Origin of the sequence: Winogradskya humida, assembly GCF_016862215.1 — a bacterium.
GTDB classification, from domain to species: domain Bacteria; phylum Actinomycetota; class Actinomycetes; order Mycobacteriales; family Micromonosporaceae; genus Actinoplanes; species Actinoplanes humidus.
In genome coordinates this window covers 53,862-71,325 of record NZ_BOMN01000065.1, presented here as the reverse complement: position 1 = coordinate 71,325, position 17,464 = coordinate 53,862, and the positions used below count along the sequence as shown (strand labels likewise).

The following is a 17,464-nucleotide window of genomic DNA, read 5'->3' as shown; positions in this document are numbered from 1 at the left end:
GCCCAGCCCAGCCCGGTGCGCCCAGCCCAGCCCAGCCCAGCCCAGCCCAGCCCAGCCCAGCCCAGCCCAGCCCAGCCCAGCCCGGCCCAGCCCGGCCCGGTCTGCCCGGCCTGGTCCGGTCCGGTCCGGTCCGCCCAATCTCGGTAGGCCAACCTCGGGACGCCCAACGCGGGCCGCCGACCCTGGGGCGCCCAACCCGGGGGCCCGACCCTGGGAGGCCTGGCCCCGGGCCCCGACCCCGGTGGGTCGGGTGCTTGCGCGTGGCAAGCCGGATCAGGGGGATGGGGGGCTCAATCCGGGAGGATCGGCACGGATGGATTGAGGTGGCGGCCGAGGGAGGTCGCGCGGGTGACCGAGGAGGAGCCGAAGCGGTCGCGGACGGTGTCGAGGGCGGTGTCGAGGCCGTTGTCGTCGTGGGGGGTGTTGAAGGGGAGCTCGAGCTGGATGCCGCCGTCGGTGTCGAGGTTGCCGACCGCGATGCCGACCAGGGTGATGCCTCGCTCCTGGATCAGGGGCCAGGCGGTGGTGAGTAGTGTGCGGGCCGTGTCGAGGACCGTGCGGGTCTGCATCGTGGCCTTGAGCAGGCTGCGGGAGCGGGTGACGCGGGTGAAGTCGCCGAACCGCAGTCGTAGCGTCACCGTGCGCCCGGCCCGGCCCGCGGCGCGCATCCGCCGGGTCACCCGGTCGACCAGGGCCGCGAGGGTCGCGTCGACCTCGTCGAAGGGGTGATCGCGGCGGCCGAGGGCGGATTGCGCGCCGATCGACCCGCGGCGGTGGCCCACCTTGACCCGGCGGGGGTCGTGGTTGTGTGCGAGGGCGTGCAGGTGCCGGCCCGCGCCGCCGCCCAGCATCGCCACCAGCGCGGCCTCGCCGAGCCGGGCCACGTGCCCGACCGTGTGGATCTGGTGCTCCCGCAACTTGCCGGACGTGACCGGGCCGACGCCCCACAGCCGCTCGATCGGCAGCGGGTGCAGGAATGACAGCTCCTCGCCGGGTGGCACCACGAGCAGCCCGTCCGGCTTGCCGACCGCGCTCGCCACCTTGGCCAGGAACTTGGTGCGCGCCACCCCGACGGTGATCGGCAGGCCGGTGCGCTCACGGACCTCGGCGCGTAGCCGGGTGGCGATCGCGGTGGGCGTACCCATGATCCTTTGCAGGCCACCCACCTCCAGGAAGGCCTCGTCGATGCTGATGCCCTCGACCAGCGGGGTGGTGTCGTGGAAGACGTCGAAGACGGCCCTGCTCGCGGCCGAGTAGGCGTGCATCCGCGGTGGCACCACGATCGCGCCCGGGCACAACGCCATGGCCTGGGCGATGCCCATCGGCGTGCGCACCCCGAACGCCTTGGCCTCGTAGCTGGCCGCGAGCACCACCCCGCCACCCACGAGGACCGGCCGCCCCCGCAGGCCGGGATCGTCGCGCTGCTCGACCGACGCGTAGAACGAGTCCAGGTCGGCGTGCAGGATGCTCGCCTGATCAGCCACCCCCAGATCTTCGCACACATGTTCGAATCATGGTCTGCGGAAAGATGTGTCCATGACAACGCGCCCCCCGCTTGCCGAAGCCCTTGACCTGCAACCTCACCCCGAGGGCGGCTGGTTCCGCGAGACGTTCCGGTCAAAGACCGTTTTCCACCCCGACGGGTACGCAGGCCCGCGCAACGCCGCCACCGCCATCTACTTCCTGCTCCAGCCCGGCGAGTCCTCGGCCTGGCACGTGGTGAAGTCCGACGAGCTGTGGCTCCTGCACTCCGGCTCGCTCGAGCTCAGCTTCGGCGGCGACGGTCCCGACCCGCAGGAGCCGGGCGAGACCGTGATCCTGGACCGCGCCAACCCGCAGGGCCTGATCCCCGCGGGGGTCTGGCAGGCCGCCCGCCCGGCCGGCGACGAGCCCGTCCTGGTCAGCTGCGTGGTCTCACCCGGCTTCGACTTCGAGGACTTCCGCATGGCCTGACCCGGCCGGATGCAGGTGGTCGCGCAGGAAGCCGAGGATCTCCCGGCGTGCGGGTCTGGCGGCGGGGACCAGGCCCGGCGTGCTGAGGAAGCTGTGGGTGGCCCTCGGGTAGCAGACAAGGCGGGCTTCGCCGAGTCGTTCGGCGTAGCGGCTCCCGTGGTCGGCCAGCGGGTCCAGTGCGGCGGTGACGATCAGCGCCGGCGGGAGGCCTGCCAGATTCTCGGCCTTCATGGGGGACACGCTGCTCGGGTCGAGGCCCGGGGGCAGGCTGAACCGGCGGGCCGCCCGCAGCCGGGGCAGCGAGAGCGTGGGATTGTCGGCGTTCTCGGTGATCGACGGGTAGTCGGTCATGGTCTCGGTCAGGTCGGTGGCGGGGTAGAGGAGCACCTGGGCGAGCAGGGCCGGGCCGTTGTCGCGGGCGCGTAACGCGATGAGTGCCGCGATCATGCCGCCGGCGCTCTCACCCAGCACTGCAACGGCGGTCGGGTCGATACCCCATGCGGAAGCGCCCTCGACCAGTCGTACGAGCGTGTCGTAGCCGTCCTCGATCGGCTGGGGCAGCGGGTGCCGCGGGGCGAGCCGGTATTCGACCGACACGACCACCGCTGGGCAGTGTGCGGCGAGGTGGCTGTTGAGCCAGTCGTTCTGCGCGGCGGTGCCGCCGAGGAAGCCTCCACCGTGGAACGAGACGACCAGCGGCAGCTTCCCGGCGGCACTTTTCGGGCGGTGCACCCGCAGCGTCAAGCGTCGCCCCGGCAGCTCGATCGTGGTCTCTGTGATCCGGGCGCGGCGGTCCGGCCGGCCGGTGATGATCCGTGCGGCCCGGGACGAGGCGATGCGGTTGGCCCGCTCGGCGGCCGTGATCACCTGCTCGTCGGTTATCGCGTCCCAGTCGAGGGTGTCCTTGAGGATGCGGGTGCCCAGTGGAGCCTTGCTTCGCATGGTGTCCTCCCGGCTGTGCTACCTGAATCCCTATTACGCTACCAGCGGTAGCGTATTGTCAAGGGTACCCTGACCGGGTGTCGGTTTCCTCCGCATCCGCGCCCGGGCGGCCCCGGTCGGATCTCCACGCGACCGTGTTCGGCGCGACTTTGCGCACGATGCACGAGCTGGGCTATGCCAACGCGACGATGGACCGGATCGCGGCGGCGGCGGGCATCGCGAAGACGACGATCTACCGACGGTGGCCGTCGAAGGGTGCGTTGATCGCGGACTGCCTGCTCGAAGCGTTCAGGCCGTTGCCGTTGGAGGCCCCCACCCCGGAGGAGATCCTCGCCGGGTGCATCCGTTTTCTCGTGGCGAAGATCGGCGAGCCGGGCGTGGGCGTGGCGTTCGCCGGGGTTTTCGTCGACGCCATGAGCGACCCGGCCCTGCGCGAGATTCTGTCCACGCGGCTGCAGGACCCGTATCGGCTCGCGCTCCAGGACGCTCTGGGTGAGCCGGAGGAGCGCGTTCTATTGATCATCGACGTGCTCGTCGGAACATTGCTGCACCGGATGGGCATGACCGGAGCGCCGATGGGAGGGACCGACGTCGCCGTGCTGACCGAGATGGTTCTGCGCGTGCTCCGATAGCTCGTGTCGCAGCTCACGCCCGCTGCTGGAAGGGTGCGGGCAGGCCCCCGGTTATAAGACTTGAGCGTGTAGCGCTCAACTTTGAAACCGGAGGAGATCCTGATGGTGCTGCGTAACGACTACCGCGAGTTCGACCGGCTGACCGCTCGCGTCTTTGACACCGCGACCCGTAACGCGGGCGCGCGGCTGGACGCGTACCGCGATGGGGACACCTTCGTCATCGACATCGACCTGCCCGGCGTCGACCCGGCCGGGATCGACATCTCGGTCGACCGCAAGGTGCTCACCGTGCGGGCCGAGCGCAAGCGGGCCGAGCGTGAGGGCGTGAAGTACGTCGTGGCCGAGCGGCCGACGGGTGCGGTGAGCCGGCAGGTGTTCCTGTCGGAGTCGCTGGACACCGACCGGCTCGAGGCCCGCTACGAGAACGGCGTGCTGAACCTCAGCATCCCGGTCACGGAGAAGGCCAAGCCGCGCAAGTTCGAGGTCGCCGGCGTCTGATCAGCCGAGAAGCCCGGAGCGAAACGCTCCGGGCTTTTCCATGGAAAAACTCAATGGCTGAACGCGAAATAGTTCAGGTTGAGAAACTCCGTGCCGGAGTCGCTCGCGAACGTCACGTAGAGCGTGTGCAACCCGGTGGTCGGCGTGATTCCTGTGGTCATGGTCTGCCACTTCTGCCAGCCGCCCATGTTGCCCACCGTGATGGTGCCGATCGGGGTGCCGCCCAGGCTGTCGAGGCGCAGCTCGATCCGGCCCTGCACGCCGTCGCCGACGTCCGAGGCGACCCGGGCGGCGAACTGGGTGGCCGGGGTGCCGGAGAAGTTGACCTGGTCGAACCGCAGCCAGTCGCCGCGGTTGATCCAGCCGATGTTCTTGCCGCCGCCGTCGTCCTCGGTGTCCTGGGACTCGGTGCCCTGCTGGTTGGTGGAATTCTCCGCCTGGATCGTGCTGTACGCGTCGGTCCCGCCCTTCGGCTCCTCAACAGTCGGTGAGGGCGACGGGGACGGCGACGGCACCTCAGAAGCCGAAGAAGCCGAAGAAGGAACAGGGGACACGACCGGAGGGGCGGCGACGGCAGGGGAGGACGAGCCACCCTGGAGCCGTCCGATCGTGTAGCCGACAAGGACGAGGACGAGCCCGGCCGCGGCGAGCAGCACCCGTTTGCGAGTGACCCGCGAACGCGAGTGGTAGGTCCCGGGCGAGCGGGGAGCGGTCGTAGTCATCGGGTCGGAAGAATAGCCGAAGCCCGGCCACCGGTGGTGCACGCGCTGCCCCGACAACACTGCCCGAAATTCCCCCATGCCTGTGCTGACCTGCGATGACGACCCGTAATTCGGGTTCCGTCACGGTGTGCTACAGGCGGGGCGACATCAATTGACATCGTTACGCTGCCCGATCACAGTGTGAGAGCGCTCTCGCAGCGAAGGTGGCTGCGGAGCGTGACGGTCAGGGCGCATCCCCCTTCCGATGTCCGCCCCCGAAGCGTCCCTGGCCGGCGTGGGATCCCTCCCGGTGCTGCCGGGCCCGCGCGACCCGGGGGCCGGACCGTGGAGTGCTCATGCGACTCAATCGAAAATCCCTGCTCGGACTCGCCGTGGCGGCGGTCGCCGTCCCCGCCGCCGTCGCGGTGATCCCCAACGCGAGCGCGGCGACCCTGCCCGACCTGCTCCCGCTGACCGTCACCAACGACTCCGGTCGCGGCGAGGCGGTGCACCTGTACGTGCTCGGCGAGTCCGGCGGCAAGCTCGGGTACGTCACCGAGGCCGGCACCTTCACCCCGTGGACCGGCGGCGCCAACCCGCCCGCGCCGGCGCCCGACGTGTCGATCGACGGGCCCGCCGCCGGGGCCAGCAAGACCATCGAGGTGCCGAAGGGCCTCTCGGGCCGGATGTACATGTCGTTCGGCGAGAAGCTCGACTTCAAGCTCAGTCAGGACGGCGGTCTCGTGCAGCCCGCGCCGTGGGCGGCCGGGGACGCGAACAGCGACATCCTGTTCGACTGGAGCGAGTTCACGTACAACGACGCCGGGGTGTTCCTGAACAGCTCCCAGGTCGACATGTTCGCCGTGCCGCACAAGGTCAGCGTGACCGGTTCGGACGGGCAGACCCAGGCGACCGGCGAGCTCAAGGCCGGCGGCCGCAACGCCGTCATCGACGCTCTGAAGGCGGACGCCGACTTCAGCAAGCTGGTGCAGACCCGTGAGGACGGGACCGTGCTGCGGGTGCTGTCGCCGGGCAAGGGTGCCGACGCCGGTGGCTTCGACCCGAACTACCTGGCGGGTTACATCGACGAGGCGTGGGCTGCGTACGCGAACGCCGACCTCACCGTCACCCCGTTCCTGGACCAGCCGGACAAGGCGTTCAAGGGCCGTACGTCCGGTGACGTCATGAACTTCACCGACTCGACCGGTGCGCAGGTCGCCAGCATCACCAAGCCGACCACGTCCAACGTCTGGGGCTGCGACGGCAACCTCGGCGCCCCGAACGACCTCGTGGTGGGCCCGATCGCCCGCAGCCTCTGCGCGGCGCTGCAGCGCACCACGCTCGGCAGCCAGGACGTCGAGCCCAGCACCGACGTGTCGACGTTCTACCAGCACGACCCGACGAACGACTACGCGAAGGTGATCCACGCGAACATGGTGGACGGCAAGGCGTACGCGTTCGCGTTCGACGACGTCGCCAACCAGGAGTCCCTGGTCCACGACGGTGCCCCGACCGCGATCGGGATCACGCTGAGCCCCTTCAACTAGGTACCGATCGACTAGACCCGGGAGATCAGGACCTTCGCGATCTCCCGGGCCTTGTCGATGTTCTGCTCGTCGCTGTCCCCGCGCGAGTACACGTCGATCGAGACCGTGCCGTAGAGCACGTAGAGATGCCCGGCCAGGGAGAACGCGTCCTCGCCGACGCCGTCCACCGGCTCGGCGCCCTCGATCACCGTGGTGAAGTCGCTCTCGGTGGTCCGGGACAGGAAGATCGCCAGCTGCCCGCTCGGCTGCTGCCACTGGCAGAACCGCGTGGTCGCGCCGGTCTCCTCGCCGTCGTGGTCGGTCTGGCTGATCGCCCGGCCGGTCAGATCCTTGACCTCGGCATCGCTGAGCAGCGTGCACGGGTCGGGGATGTCGCCGGAGTCCTTGACGGAGTCACCCATCCCGGAGCTCGCCGCGGGAGTCGTCGCGTTGGACTCTGCGGCATCGGTGGTGGCGGTCGGCGCGGCGGCGGGAGCAGCAGTCACCCCGCATCCGCTCAGAAAAAGAGTGGCGGAGATGACGGCGAGGGTGGCAAGGCGGAGCTTCATGCGCTCAGCGTGCCGCCCGCCCCGGCCGCGAGGATAGATCAGCGGACCAGCAATGACCCGTACGCCTGGAAAACTCAGCCGTTGGGTGCGAGCGCGGTCAGGATTTCCTCGGCACGCTCGCCCGCGGCGCGCGGATCGGCGTCCGGGGAGCCGATGTTCGGGTCCCAGTTGAGATCGTAGAAGAGCTCGGTGACGCCGGCTTCGGCGTACAACTCGGCACCGCCCTTGATCTGCTCCCACGTGCCGGACAGCGGCACACTGTCGTCTCGCAGACCGGGTCTGACCACGCCGCGCACGACGATACGGACCTCGTCGGGGTCGCGACCGGACTCCTCGGCGGCGCGCCGCACGATCTGCGTGCCCCGGGCGATCTCCTCGAAGGACGCCCGGCTGCTGCTCACCCAGCCCGCCGCGAGCCGCCCGGCGCGGCGCAGCGCGACCTCCGCGGTGCCGCCCAGCAGGATCGGCGGGCCGCCCGCCTGCACCGGCGCCGGGGCCATGCTGCTCGGGGGCACGGTGTAGAACTCCCCTTCGTACGCGGAGACCTTGTCGTTGAACAGCGTCGCCAGCACCGCGAGATACTCCTCGGTGCGCCGGCCGCGCGGGTTGGGGTCGGAGTTGGTCGCCGCGAACTCCACCTCGGACCAGCCCGTGCCCAGCCCCAGGTCGAAGCGGCCGCCGGACAGTACGTCGAGGGTGCTCGCCTGCTTCGCGAGGTAGGCGGGTGACACGTAGGGCAGGTTGATGACCGCGACGCCGAGCCGGATCTGGGTGGTCCGCGCCGCGGCGTACGTCAGCGCGAGCATCGGGTCGAGCACGCTGTGATACACCGGGGCAAGCTCCTGGTCGACGCCCGCGAGCAGCCGCTGGAACGCCCACAGCCCGTGATAGCCCAGCTCCTCGGCCCGCATCGCGAACCCGGTCACCGACATCGGGTCCGCCCACACGCCGGCCACCGGGCACCCGCAGCTGATCAGCATGAGGCTCACGTTAGAGCGCGGGGAGGTTCTTCGCCATCTGCTGGGCCAGCACCTCGAAGCCGAGCCGTTCGTAGAGCGCCATCGCCCGCACGTTGTAACCGTGCACGTTGAGCCCCATGCTGCGCAGTCCGCGGCGGGCGAGCTCGTGCTGCACCGCGGCGATGGCCAGGCTGCCGTAGCCGCGGGACCGGAACGCCGGGTCGATCTCGATGGTGTTCAGCCAGCCCATGCCCGGGGACCGCTGGGACACACCCGACCAGACCCAGCCCACTTCAACACCCTCGGCCACCACCGTACGCAGCTGCACGCCCTCGGTCTCCGGACCCTGGGGCAGCCACCCGGCGATCCGGCGCCGGGCCAGCTCCGCCGCGTCCGCCGGCGCGAGCCCCTCGTCCTGGGAAAGATCCGCGGCGAACTCCTCGACCAGCGCTGCCATCCGCGTGTCGTAGTCACGCATCGTCACCAGCGAGACGCCCTCGCTCGCCGGGATGTCGGTGAGCGCCCGGGCCCGCTGCTGGTTGGTGATCTCGTACCCGGCCCGCTCGTAGAGGCGCCGCGCGGTGGTGTTGTGGCCGTAGACGTTCAGGCCGGCGCGGGCGACACCTCGCACCCGCAGGTCGCGCTCGACGAGATCGAGGACGCTCCGGGCGTACCCCTGATTGCGGTGTGGGGGGTCGATCACGAGATCGGAGATCGAGGCCATGGCGGGTGAGAACGTGCCGGGCAGCGACACCCAGACCCAGCCGATCTCCTCGCCGGCCATGACGGCCCTGCGCAGCACGTGTCCCGGCGTGGCCGGGCCGTCCGGCAGATGGCGTCCGATGCTGGCCGCGGCGAGCATCTCGGCTTCCTGGACCGTGCGCCCCTCGGCCTTGATCAGCGCATCGGTGACATCGGCGACCAGCGCGCCCCGCCGCCGGGCAAAATCGGCCTCGCTCATGTCCTCAATGGTCAGCGCCATCGGTCGAGCCTCCCATGACCCGGAAGGGTCGGTCCGGCCGACGGACAGCGCCGAGGGCGCGGTGGGCAGTAATCTCCGCATATGGGGACGACGGGGGAAACACTGACGGCCGGTAACGAAGCCATGTTCGAGGCGGCGTTCCGGACAGGCGACTACGGCCGGGCCGAGGAGACGTTCACCGCGCTGCTGACCGACGCCCGCGAGGCCGGCGACCGGGCGCTGGAGGCCGCGGCGCTGGACCGGCTGGCGATGCTGACCCACTTCCGGGCGCTGGAGAACGACCTGGCCGACGCGGACAGCGAGGTCGAGGTGGGCCTCTTCGAGCAGGCCCTGGAGATCCGCCGCGAGCTCGGCGACGAGGCCGGCACCGCGGAGTCGCTCTTCGGGCTGGGCCTGGCCCACCAGGTGCTCCGCAGCGACTGGGCGACCGCGATGCCCTACTACCGCGAGGCCCTCGAGCTCGCCGAGCGCCACGACGACCTGCTGCTGCGCTCCGAGGTGCACCGCCACATCGGCTTCTACTACGCGATGGGCGACCTGGAATCCGACCGGGCCCTGCACCACCTGAAGATCTCCCATGACCTGCGCACCGAGCTCGGCGACCCGCGCTGGATCCCCGGCGGCACGGTCGCCCTGGGCATCGCGGAGCTCGCCGACGGCCTGCGCGAGCAGGGCCTCGCCCACATGCGCCAGGCGCTGCAGCAGGCCCGCGACGCCGACCTCAGCGCCCAGCGCATCGCCTGGATCGAAAAATTCCTCGCGAACGCCGAGGTCGGCCTGGACCCCGCGGGCAAGAAGTTCTCCTGACCGGCCCTGGGGTGTAACGGCAGTACACGGAAAGGCGCGACCTTCTCCGCCGCTCGGATGCGGCGCGTAATGGATGCACGGGCTCCGCACGGGGCCCGGCTCCGAACGAAAGAAGATCCGTCATGTCCGCTGCACCCCTGCTCACCCTGAACAACGGCGTCACCCTGCCGGCGCTCGGCTTCGGTGTCTTCCAGAGCTCGCCCGAGGAGACCGTCCCGGCCGTCGAGGCGGCGCTCGCCACCGGGTACCGCCACATCGACACCGCGGCCGTCTACTTCAACGAGCACGCGGTCGGCGAGGGCCTGCGCCGCTCCGGCGTCGACCGTTCCCAGGTCTTTCTCGAGACCAAGATCTGGATCAGCGATTACGGGTACGAGCAGACCCTGCACGCGTTCGCCAAGAGCGCCACCAAGCTCGGCGTCGACCAGATCGACCTGCTGATCCTGCACCAGCCGCTGCCCTCGGCCTTCGACGCCACCGTCGACTCCTACCGGGCGCTGGAGAAGCTGCTCGCGGACGGCAGCGTACGCGCGATCGGCGTCTCGAACTTCACCGCGGAGCATCTCGAGGCGCTCCTGAAGCGGACCGAGGTGGTGCCCGCCGTCAACCAGGTCGAGCTGCACCCGTACTTCGCCCAGCGTGACCTGCAGCGGGCGGCCGCGGCGCACGGCATTCTCACGCAGGCGTGGTCACCGATCGGCGGTGTCACGTTCTACCCGGACACGCTGGGCTGGAGCGCGGAGAACAGGACGAGCACGCTCACCGAGCCGGTGATCCTCGGCATCGCGCAGGCGCACGGCGTGAGCGCCGCGCAGGTGATGCTCGCCTGGCATCTGCGGCAGGGGCGGTCGGCGATTCCGAAGTCGGTGCGGCCGGAGCGGATCGCCGAGAACTTCGACGTCTTCGGCATCGAGCTGTCCGACGCCGAGCTGGTAGCGCTCGACGCCCTCGACCGGGGCACGCGCAACGGGCCCGAGCCGGAGGCCGTCACGCTGGAGACCGGCAACTGGCCCATCCCGGAGGCGTGACGACGCCGGTTCCGCGCGCATGACCATGACCGGCCGGTCACGCGCGCAAGACCGTGGCGATGGGGATGCCGGGGTCGCTCAGGCGCGCATGACCGTGGCGATGGGGATGCCGGCGGCTCGCAGGGCGGGGACGAAGCCGCCCAGGATGCCGGCGATCAGGCCCGCGATGATGCCCGCGACGCCGGCCTCCCACGGGAACTGGACGTCGCGCAGGAACGGTTGCTGATCGCCGAAGAGGGCCGAGAGGGCTTTCAGACCGGCGGCGCTGAGCCCGATCGCCGCCGCCGCGGTGAGCAGGCCGGTCAGCAGGGTCTCGGCGAGCACGATGCCGGCGAGCAGGGAGCGGGGAGTGCCCACCGCCCGGCGCAGGGCGAACTCCTCGACGCGTTCACCCACGGTGGCGAGGCCGACGTTGAGGATGCCGGCCACGCCGATCAGCAGGACCAGGCCCGCCATCGCCAGGAAGATCAGCCGGAACAGCTTCAGCTCGTCCCTCATGTCCCTGCGGCTGTTGATGGTCCGGGCGTACGAGTCGACCCCGATCCCGCGCAGTTTGGCCGTCAGCACCTGGGCGACCGGGTTGCCCGGAGCCAGCATCACCTGGACCCCGTTGCCGCCGTTGGGGTCCACCACGCCCTCCGCCGACAGCCAGTTGTTGAGCTCGTCGAGGCGGGTGTACGCCGTCGGCGCGTTGTTCCCGTCGTCGACGACCCCGATGAACTGCGGCGTGATGTTGCTGGTCGCGCCGGGGATGTGCAGCTCGGCGGGGACGCGGTGCTCGGCGAAGCCCTTGGCGGCCTCCTCGTTGAGCACGAGCCGCGGCGCCATCGCGGGCATCGTCGTGAAGTCGAGCCAGGCGCCGCTGCGGTGGCGGAACGGGCGGAACTCGCGTACGTCGCTGGTCATCGCCGAGAGCTGCAGGTCGATGGCCTGGCCCGGCGGTGCGGCGGCGGTGCAGGTGCCGTCGGGGTTGCAGATCTCACCGCCGCCCCAGTTCTCGCCGAAAGGGGAGCCGCCCGGGTTGATCGCTGTGACGCCCGGCTCGCCGATCGTGGCGGTGACGCTGACCAGGGCCGTCGCCCCGGTGCTGCTCTTCAGGGTGTCGACGACGATCTTCGCCGCCTCGGGGGTCGGGTTCATCTCCAGCACGGTCGTGCCGTCGATGCCCTCGGTCAGCTCGACGTCGGCGAGCATGGCGCGCTCGGCCACGCTCGCGCCGGTCTGCACCACCACGACGGCGAGGACGCCGAGGAAGAGGCTGATCATCGAGAGCAGGGTGCGGGTCTTGCGGGCGCGGATGCCCTGCAGGCCGATGATCAGGGCCGAGCGGAAGCGCCCGGAGAGCCGGATCACGCCGGGACCCGCTCGGTCAGCACGCCGTCGACCAGGTCGAGGGTGCGGTCCATCCGGGCGGCGTGGTCCCGGTCGTGGGTGACCAGGACCAGCCCGCAGCCCCGGCCGGTCGCCGCGAGCAGGGAGTCTATGACCGAGGTGCCGGTCTCGGTGTCCAGGGCGCCGGTGGGCTCGTCGGCGAGCAGGATCTTCGGGTTGCGGACCAGGGCCCGGGCGATCGCCACCCGCTGCTGCTCGCCGCCGGACATCCGGGCCGGTTTGTTCTTGGCCAGGTGGGCGATGCCGACCTGGTCGAGCGCGGCCATGACCTGGGCGCGGCGGCTCCGGCGCGGCAGCCACCCCTGACCGTTGACCAGCGCCATCGAGACGTTCTGCGCCGCGGTCAGATGCTTGAGCAGGAAGAACCGCTGGAAGACGAAGCCGAAGTGGGAGCTGCGCAGCTTGGCGGCGCGGCGCTCGGGCAGCCGGGTGATGTCCTGGCCGTCCAGCCGGTAGGCGCCCTCGTCGGCCCGGTCGAACAGGCCGAGGACGCTCAGCAGGGTGCTCTTGCCGGAGCCGGAGCGCCCGACGATCGCGATGCTGCGGCCTGCGTGCACCTCGAGGTCGACCCCGTCGAGGATCGTGCGCGGTTCCTGCTGGCCCTTGAGGATCTTGGTCACGCCGGTGAGCTCGATCAGGGGGCTCATCCCGGCCCTCCGGACGGGTTGCCGGCGTCACCCGCGGGCCCGGCGGGCAGGTTCGGCGCGGGGATGGCGATCTCCTCCGAGCCGGTCAGGCCCTTCTTGATCTGGATGACCTTCCCATCGGTCAAACCAAGATCAACATCTACCGTCTTGCGTACGCGCTCAGCGCCCACAACCACATCGACCTTGCCCCTGCCCTGCGTCCCGGCAACCGCCTCGACGGGCAGCACCAGCGCCTTCGACGCCTTGTCGGTCACCACGTCGAGGGTGACGTCCGCGCCGTTGATCAGGTTGACGTCGTCCGGGGCGGTGCAGACGAGCCGCAACCCCGTCGCGTCGGACCCCTGCGCGGGGGGTTGCTCCGGCTCCGGCTCGGCAACGGGAGCCCCGGAAGGCGCCGGAGTGGTCGGCGCCGGCGGCGGAGCGGGGATCGTCCCGGCCGGCAACGCGGCGATGGTGCCCAGCGGCGTGCACTTGAACGGGCCGGGGCCGTTCTTGATCTGCCCCTGCACCGATTTCGCCGACCCGGAGATCCGGTAGGCGAGCGAGCTGTCGATGTCGGCGACGATGGCGTACCCGGAATGCTTCGCGGAGATGACCGGCATCCCCTCGGTGACCTGGGCGTGGTCGTCGAGCAGCTGCCCGGCCAGCGTGGAACCCTTGGGGATCTGCACGCGGTGCGCCTGGTCGTCGTCCCAGACCGTCGCCACCCAGGTCAGGTGCTTGACCGGGGTGCTCGTCGGCTGGCGGTCTAGGTAACGCAGCTCGCCGTCGATCGGCGCGACGATCCCGAAGACCGGGTCGATGCTCACCTTGCCGGTCAGCGCGATCCGGTTGGTCAGGTCCTGCCGGGTCGGCTTGACCGTGGTGAGCACCGTGCCGCGGGTCTCGAGCCCGGGCGTCTGCGCCTCGCCACCGCCCGACGTGCACCCTGCGGCCACCGCCACCGCGGCAACCGCCGCTCCCGTTCTGAGGAACCGCACCCCGACCTCCCCGGCGCCGGAACGGACCCGTTCCATCCCGGCCGCCGGAGCTTACAAGGATCAAGCAAGAGCGTCGATGGCTCCCCGGATGGGCGTTTCGCCGCCGAACAGCTCGAATGTCAGGCCGATGGCGGACGGCGTGGTCAGGACGTATGCGAGCACGGCCGCCACGTCGTCGCGCGGGATCGAGGCCCGGCCGCCCAGCTCGAGGCTCGCCGTGACGAGGCCGGTGCCAGGGTCGTCGGTGAGCCCGCCCGGCCGCACGATGGTGTAGTCGAGGCCCGTGCCGCGCACGTAGTCGTCCGCCTCGCCCTTCGCCCGCAGGTAGGCGCTCATCGAGCCGCCGAGCGAGTCGGGGGTCTCCACGCCGATGGAGGAGATCAGCACGTAACGCCGCACTCCGGTGGCGACTGCCGCGTCGGCGAGCTTGACCGCGCCGCCGAGGTCGACCGTCCGTTTGCGCTCGTCGCCGCTCCCGGGCCCGCCACCGGCCGCGAAGACCACGGCGTCGGCGCCCCGGACGTACTCATCAAGCGTTTTGTCGTTCTCCAGGTCACCGATGACCGCGACGGCACCGACGGCCTCGAGGTCGGCGGCCTGATCGGGGGAGCGGATCAGCCCGCGCGCGGTGTGTCCCTCGTCGGCCAGCAGCTTCAGCAGGCGCAGCGCGATCTTTCCGTGCCCGCCGGCAACAAGAATGTCCATGCCCTCAGTCTTCTCCGCCGGGCGCCGCCTTGAACGCGACATCGCTCACGTCCGCGGCCACCTCGGTGAGGTCCGTCCCGTACGCGGCCGGCTCCCGCACACGCAGGACCAGGCAGAACTCCTGGGGCAGGTCCCCGTAGTGCTTCGCGAGGTAGCGGGCGGCGGCGAGATTGCCGTCGGAGGCGAGCCCACCCAGGTAGAAGACCGGTGCCGGAGCACGGAAACAGGCGAGCAGGGCATAGCTGTTCTCGGGATCGTTGACGTACGTCGTGCCACCCACCGAGAATCCGCGGTTCTCGTACGCGACGCCGCGCAACGCCGAGCGGAGGTGCACGGCGGTACGCGGGTTGACCGTGGGCCCGCCGACGCAGAACTCCGCGGACCGGCCCAGCTCCTGGCGGATGTCGGCGCCGCCGATCAGGTCCGTGCGCCCGCCGCACTCGCGAACGAGGGTGGCCAGTTCGACCAGGGCTGCCACGTCACGCCGGTGCACGCTCAGCTCGCTGGGCGAGGAATGGTGGCGGCCGGTGACGAGCAGGCTGGTCATCCCGGCGGTGACGCCGAAGAAGGCCCGTTCCCGGTCCAGGCGGCGGCGCCGGATCGCGAACTGGGCGAGCCAGACGGCGGTGCCGGCGATGACGCTGGCCAAGAGATTGATGAGAAGATCGACCACCCGCACACGGTGTCAGGCCGAGTCGCGCAGCACCAATGTGGGCTGGAACGTCACCGAGCGCGGCAGCCGGCCCGGGCTCGCGATATGGGCCATCAGCACCTCGGCCATCTCCGCCGCCATCTCCTCGACCGGCTGGCGGATCGTGGTCAGCAGCGGGCGGCAGTCCAGCGCGGCGCTGCTGTCGTCAAAGCCCACCACGGCGATGTCGTCGGGGACCCGCCGGCCGAGATCCTGCACCGCCCGCAGCGCACCCTCGGCCATCAGGTCGTTGCCGACGAAGAGCCCGTCGATGCCGGGGTGCTCGGCGAGGAGCCGCCGCGCGCCCTCCTCGCCGCCGTGCCGGGTGAAGTCGCCCTCGACCGTCGGCACCCCGGCCAGGCCACGGTTGGCGAGGTAGGACCGGAACCCGTCGAGCCGGTCCTGGCCGGAGGGGATGTCGAGCGGGCCGCTGATCGTGGCGAGCCGCCGGCAACCTCGCGCGAGCAGGTGCTCGGCCGCGAGCCGGGCACCGAGGCGCTGGTCGACGTCGACGAAGCTGGCCGCGAGCGGTGACGCGGGACGGGCCGACACCACCGCGGGGATGCCCAGCTCGTGGACCTGGCGGGGGAGCGGGTCCTGCTCGTGGCTGCTGATCAGCAGCACCCCGTCGACATGGCCCTGACGCAGGTAACGCAGCACGTGGTGATGGTCGGCCGAGTCGGTCGGGATGATCACCAGGTGGATGTCGTGCGGGCGCAGCGCCCCGGTCGCCCCGGCGGTGATCCGGCCGAAGTACGGGTCGGTGAAGATCCGGTTCAGGAACGACGAGTCGTGCGGGCGGTCCGGCTCGGAGATCACCAGCGCCACGGAGTTCGACTTGCGGGTGACCAGCGAGCGGGCCGCGACGTTCGGCACGTACCCGGTCTCGGCGATGGCCCGCTCGACGATCTCGCGGATCTTCGCGTCGACGGTGGTCGCGCCGTTGATCACCCGGGACACGGTGGCCCGGGAAACTCCGGCCGCTTCCGCCACCTGGTCCATCGTCGGGTTCTTCATCGCGTTTGTTATAGCAGCGGGAGCTGTGCCCCGGCCTTCCGAGCGGGGGGTACCAGCGGGAGCTGTGCCCCAACGGCCCGGACGCTGCTTGCGGGCCGTTGGGGCAGCCATCTCAGGGCCGGCCGTTCGCGCCGCACTTGATGATGGGCCGGATGCAGTCGTTGACCCGGCGGGCCATCTCGTCGACCGGCCAGGCGTTGAAGAAGTCGCCGTGCATCGTGTAGCCGCGGCCCGACGCGAGCCGGAAGCCGGCGGTGTTGCCGCTGACCGGGTAACGCATGACCTGGCGCAGCTTCGGCACGACCACCGGGTGGCTGGCCGGGCAGGCGTTGTTCACCGGGTACGCCATGTGGCTCTTGTGATCGGCGGAGTCCAGGTTCACCCCGTCCCAGCAGTGCGGGAAGTCGAGGTAGGACTCCAGCATCGAGCCCGCCGGGCAGGTCACGAAGTCGTGCGACGACCCCGCGTCCCCGGCGCCCAGGCACGACCAGCGGGAGATCGTGTTGTCGTCCGGTCCGGTGGCCTTCGCGTTGCCGGCCACGATCCGCAACCCGAGCGGGAACGGCTGCGTGGTGGCGATCAGCGCGTCACTGACCCCCTCGCCGAGGTAGTAGAAGATGCCGGTGGTCGGCTCGACCGGGACATCGTTGTTGTAGAACGTCGGGATCCAGTACGCGGACTTGTCGATCGACGGGTTGCAGTTGCTGTTCGCGTTGATGAGATCCGTGACCGTGGTGCTCGCCTTGGTCGTCTCGCTGCCGAAGAAGCTGTGCATGTGCGAGGCACCGGGCATGTTCGGGAAGATGATCGGGTCGTCCGGCAGGCGGTGGCTGGCCGGGCAGTCGGCGAGGAATTCCGCCACGCGTACGGCGCCCGGCGGGACGGTCGGCGGGGTGGTGGGGCCGCCGCCGGTGCCGTACACCTCGAACTCCGCCAGCGAGACACCCCACTGGGTGGCGCGGGCGGTCGACTGCACCCGCACGTAACGCCCGGAGCCCGAGACCGCGACCGTCTGGCGGCCGGCGGCACCGGTCAGGCCGGACTTCAGGGTGGTCCAGGTGCTGGCGTTGGCGGAGATCTGGAGATTGAAGGTACGCGCGTACGCCGTCTCCCAGTCGAGCACGATCGACGACACGTTCGCCGTCCCACCGAGGTCGACCTGGAGCCACTGCGGGTCGCTGAACGCGCTGGACCAGCGGGTGCCGGCGTTGCCGTCGACGGCGTTCGAGGCGGGGAAGGCTGCTGACTCGGTGGAGGACGCGGTGGCCGTACGCCCCTGGGAGAGCAGGCCGTCGGCGGCGCTGGCACCGGTCTGGGCAATCGCTAGATATGCGGTCATTACGGCCGCGACTGAGGCGGCAAGGGTCACTTTCCGGCGCATGGAGAACCCTCTCGGGGAGTGCCGGGGCAGGGATGGGGGCCCTGCCCCGGCGGG

Annotated in this window: 19 protein-coding genes; 6 read left to right on the top strand and 13 right to left on the bottom strand. The window is 70.7% G+C overall.

Annotated features, from left to right (window positions below; translation table 11 throughout):
- Positions 1-290: 290 nt before the first annotated feature.
- A complete protein-coding gene (gene dinB, locus Ahu01nite_RS25730; protein WP_203839195.1) occupies positions 291-1,484 on the bottom strand; it encodes a DNA polymerase IV in 1,194 nt (397 codons plus the stop codon).
- Between the two features lie 46 nt (positions 1,485-1,530).
- Here dinB and Ahu01nite_RS25725 point away from each other — a divergent pair, with 46 nt between their 5' ends.
- Entirely contained in the window at positions 1,531-1,953 is a 423-nt protein-coding gene (locus Ahu01nite_RS25725) for a cupin domain-containing protein (RefSeq protein WP_438874829.1), read from the top strand.
- On the opposite strand, the gene Ahu01nite_RS25720 is transcribed toward Ahu01nite_RS25725, so the two are convergent.
- Positions 1,915-2,895, bottom strand: a complete 981-nt coding sequence (locus tag Ahu01nite_RS25720; RefSeq protein ID WP_239159130.1) for an alpha/beta hydrolase — start codon at positions 2,893-2,895, stop codon at positions 1,915-1,917. The genes Ahu01nite_RS25725 and Ahu01nite_RS25720 overlap by 39 nt on opposite strands.
- Before the next feature lie 77 nt (positions 2,896-2,972).
- Between Ahu01nite_RS25720 and Ahu01nite_RS25715 the strand changes: the two genes are divergently transcribed.
- Positions 2,973-3,527: a TetR/AcrR family transcriptional regulator gene (locus Ahu01nite_RS25715; protein ID WP_239159129.1), complete on the top strand. Its 555-nt coding sequence runs from the start codon at positions 2,973-2,975 to the stop codon at positions 3,525-3,527.
- A 102-nt stretch (positions 3,528-3,629) separates the two neighbouring features.
- Positions 3,630-4,025 (top strand): Hsp20/alpha crystallin family protein, encoded by a 396-nt coding sequence (locus Ahu01nite_RS25710; protein ID WP_203839193.1) that lies wholly within the window; start codon positions 3,630-3,632, stop codon positions 4,023-4,025.
- Positions 4,026-4,075: 50 nt separating this feature from the next.
- Here Ahu01nite_RS25710 and Ahu01nite_RS25705 read toward each other — a convergent pair whose 3' ends face one another.
- Entirely contained in the window at positions 4,076-4,747 is a 672-nt protein-coding gene (locus Ahu01nite_RS25705; RefSeq protein ID WP_203839192.1) for a carbohydrate-binding protein, read from the bottom strand.
- A 335-nt stretch (positions 4,748-5,082) separates the two neighbouring features.
- Between Ahu01nite_RS25705 and Ahu01nite_RS25700 the strand changes: the two genes are divergently transcribed.
- Entirely contained in the window at positions 5,083-6,273 is a 1,191-nt protein-coding gene (locus Ahu01nite_RS25700) for a beta-1,3-glucanase family protein (protein ID WP_203839191.1), read from the top strand.
- A gap of 11 nt (positions 6,274-6,284) precedes the next feature.
- Here Ahu01nite_RS25700 and Ahu01nite_RS25695 read toward each other — a convergent pair whose 3' ends face one another.
- The 3 genes from Ahu01nite_RS25695 to Ahu01nite_RS25685 form a co-directional block, all read right to left on the bottom strand.
- Positions 6,285-6,821: a DUF3558 family protein gene (locus Ahu01nite_RS25695; RefSeq protein ID WP_203839190.1), complete on the bottom strand. Its 537-nt coding sequence runs from the start codon at positions 6,819-6,821 to the stop codon at positions 6,285-6,287.
- Between the two features lie 74 nt (positions 6,822-6,895).
- Positions 6,896-7,801: a TIGR03619 family F420-dependent LLM class oxidoreductase gene (locus Ahu01nite_RS25690; RefSeq protein ID WP_203839189.1), complete on the bottom strand. Its 906-nt coding sequence runs from the start codon at positions 7,799-7,801 to the stop codon at positions 6,896-6,898.
- A gap of 10 nt (positions 7,802-7,811) precedes the next feature.
- A complete protein-coding gene (locus tag Ahu01nite_RS25685) occupies positions 7,812-8,762 on the bottom strand; it encodes a GNAT family N-acetyltransferase (RefSeq protein WP_203839188.1) in 951 nt (316 codons plus the stop codon).
- 81 nt (positions 8,763-8,843) lie between these two features.
- Between Ahu01nite_RS25685 and Ahu01nite_RS25680 the strand changes: the two genes are divergently transcribed.
- Positions 8,844-9,569 (top strand): tetratricopeptide repeat protein, encoded by a 726-nt coding sequence (locus Ahu01nite_RS25680; RefSeq protein WP_203839187.1) that lies wholly within the window; start codon positions 8,844-8,846, stop codon positions 9,567-9,569.
- Between the two features lie 122 nt (positions 9,570-9,691).
- Positions 9,692-10,597 (top strand): aldo/keto reductase, encoded by a 906-nt coding sequence (locus Ahu01nite_RS25675; protein WP_203839186.1) that lies wholly within the window; start codon positions 9,692-9,694, stop codon positions 10,595-10,597.
- Between the two features lie 78 nt (positions 10,598-10,675).
- Here the strand turns inward: Ahu01nite_RS25675 and Ahu01nite_RS25670 are convergent, their stop codons facing one another.
- The 7 genes from Ahu01nite_RS25670 to Ahu01nite_RS50575 all read right to left on the bottom strand — a co-directional run bounded on the left by Ahu01nite_RS25670 (position 10,676) and on the right by Ahu01nite_RS50575 (position 17,368).
- Positions 10,676-11,950 carry an ABC transporter permease gene (locus tag Ahu01nite_RS25670; RefSeq protein ID WP_203839185.1) on the bottom strand — a complete coding sequence of 425 codons (1,275 nt, stop codon included), beginning with the start codon at positions 11,948-11,950 and terminating at the stop codon, positions 10,676-10,678.
- Positions 11,947-12,636, bottom strand: coding sequence for an ABC transporter ATP-binding protein (locus tag Ahu01nite_RS25665; protein ID WP_203839184.1), 690 nt, complete (start codon positions 12,634-12,636; stop codon positions 11,947-11,949). Before Ahu01nite_RS25665 ends, Ahu01nite_RS25670 begins: the two co-directional genes overlap by 4 nt.
- On the bottom strand, positions 12,633-13,616 hold the full coding sequence (locus Ahu01nite_RS25660) for an efflux RND transporter periplasmic adaptor subunit (protein WP_239159128.1): 984 nt from the start codon (positions 13,614-13,616) through the stop codon (positions 12,633-12,635). Before Ahu01nite_RS25660 ends, Ahu01nite_RS25665 begins: the two co-directional genes overlap by 4 nt.
- A gap of 60 nt (positions 13,617-13,676) precedes the next feature.
- A complete protein-coding gene (locus Ahu01nite_RS25655; RefSeq protein WP_203839182.1) occupies positions 13,677-14,321 on the bottom strand; it encodes an SDR family oxidoreductase in 645 nt (214 codons plus the stop codon).
- 4 nt (positions 14,322-14,325) lie between these two features.
- Positions 14,326-14,994 carry a hypothetical protein gene (locus Ahu01nite_RS25650; protein WP_203839181.1) on the bottom strand — a complete coding sequence of 223 codons (669 nt, stop codon included), beginning with the start codon at positions 14,992-14,994 and terminating at the stop codon, positions 14,326-14,328.
- 12 nt (positions 14,995-15,006) lie between these two features.
- Positions 15,007-16,029 carry a LacI family DNA-binding transcriptional regulator gene (locus Ahu01nite_RS25645; RefSeq protein ID WP_239159127.1) on the bottom strand — a complete coding sequence of 341 codons (1,023 nt, stop codon included), beginning with the start codon at positions 16,027-16,029 and terminating at the stop codon, positions 15,007-15,009.
- Between the two features lie 112 nt (positions 16,030-16,141).
- Complete coding sequence (locus Ahu01nite_RS50575; protein ID WP_239159126.1) at positions 16,142-17,368, bottom strand: DUF1996 domain-containing protein; 1,227 nt, start codon at positions 17,366-17,368, stop codon at positions 16,142-16,144.
- Positions 17,369-17,464: the final 96 nt, after the last annotated feature.

Excerpts from the sequence above, each read along its gene's own strand:
- Ahu01nite_RS25720 (WP_239159130.1), bottom strand. The coding sequence starts at position 2,895 with ATGCGAAGCAAGGCTCCACTGGGCACCCGCATCCTCAAGGACACCCTC.
- Ahu01nite_RS25710 (WP_203839193.1), top strand. The coding sequence starts at position 3,630 with ATGGTGCTGCGTAACGACTACCGCGAGTTCGACCGGCTGACCGCTCGC.
- Ahu01nite_RS25705 (WP_203839192.1), bottom strand. The coding sequence starts at position 4,747 with ATGACTACGACCGCTCCCCGCTCGCCCGGGACCTACCACTCGCGTTCG.
- Ahu01nite_RS25700 (WP_203839191.1), top strand. The coding sequence starts at position 5,083 with ATGCGACTCAATCGAAAATCCCTGCTCGGACTCGCCGTGGCGGCGGTC.
- Ahu01nite_RS25695 (WP_203839190.1), bottom strand. The coding sequence starts at position 6,821 with ATGAAGCTCCGCCTTGCCACCCTCGCCGTCATCTCCGCCACTCTTTTT.
- Ahu01nite_RS25690 (WP_203839189.1), bottom strand. The coding sequence starts at position 7,801 with ATGCTGATCAGCTGCGGGTGCCCGGTGGCCGGCGTGTGGGCGGACCCG.
- Ahu01nite_RS25685 (WP_203839188.1), bottom strand. The coding sequence starts at position 8,762 with ATGGCGCTGACCATTGAGGACATGAGCGAGGCCGATTTTGCCCGGCGG.
- Ahu01nite_RS25680 (WP_203839187.1), top strand. The coding sequence starts at position 8,844 with ATGGGGACGACGGGGGAAACACTGACGGCCGGTAACGAAGCCATGTTC.
- Ahu01nite_RS25675 (WP_203839186.1), top strand. The coding sequence starts at position 9,692 with ATGTCCGCTGCACCCCTGCTCACCCTGAACAACGGCGTCACCCTGCCG.
- Ahu01nite_RS25665 (WP_203839184.1), bottom strand. The coding sequence starts at position 12,636 with ATGAGCCCCCTGATCGAGCTCACCGGCGTGACCAAGATCCTCAAGGGC.
- Ahu01nite_RS25655 (WP_203839182.1), bottom strand. The coding sequence starts at position 14,321 with ATGGACATTCTTGTTGCCGGCGGGCACGGAAAGATCGCGCTGCGCCTG.
- Ahu01nite_RS25645 (WP_239159127.1), bottom strand. The coding sequence starts at position 16,029 with ATGAAGAACCCGACGATGGACCAGGTGGCGGAAGCGGCCGGAGTTTCC.
- Ahu01nite_RS50575 (WP_239159126.1), bottom strand. The coding sequence starts at position 17,368 with ATGACCGCATATCTAGCGATTGCCCAGACCGGTGCCAGCGCCGCCGAC.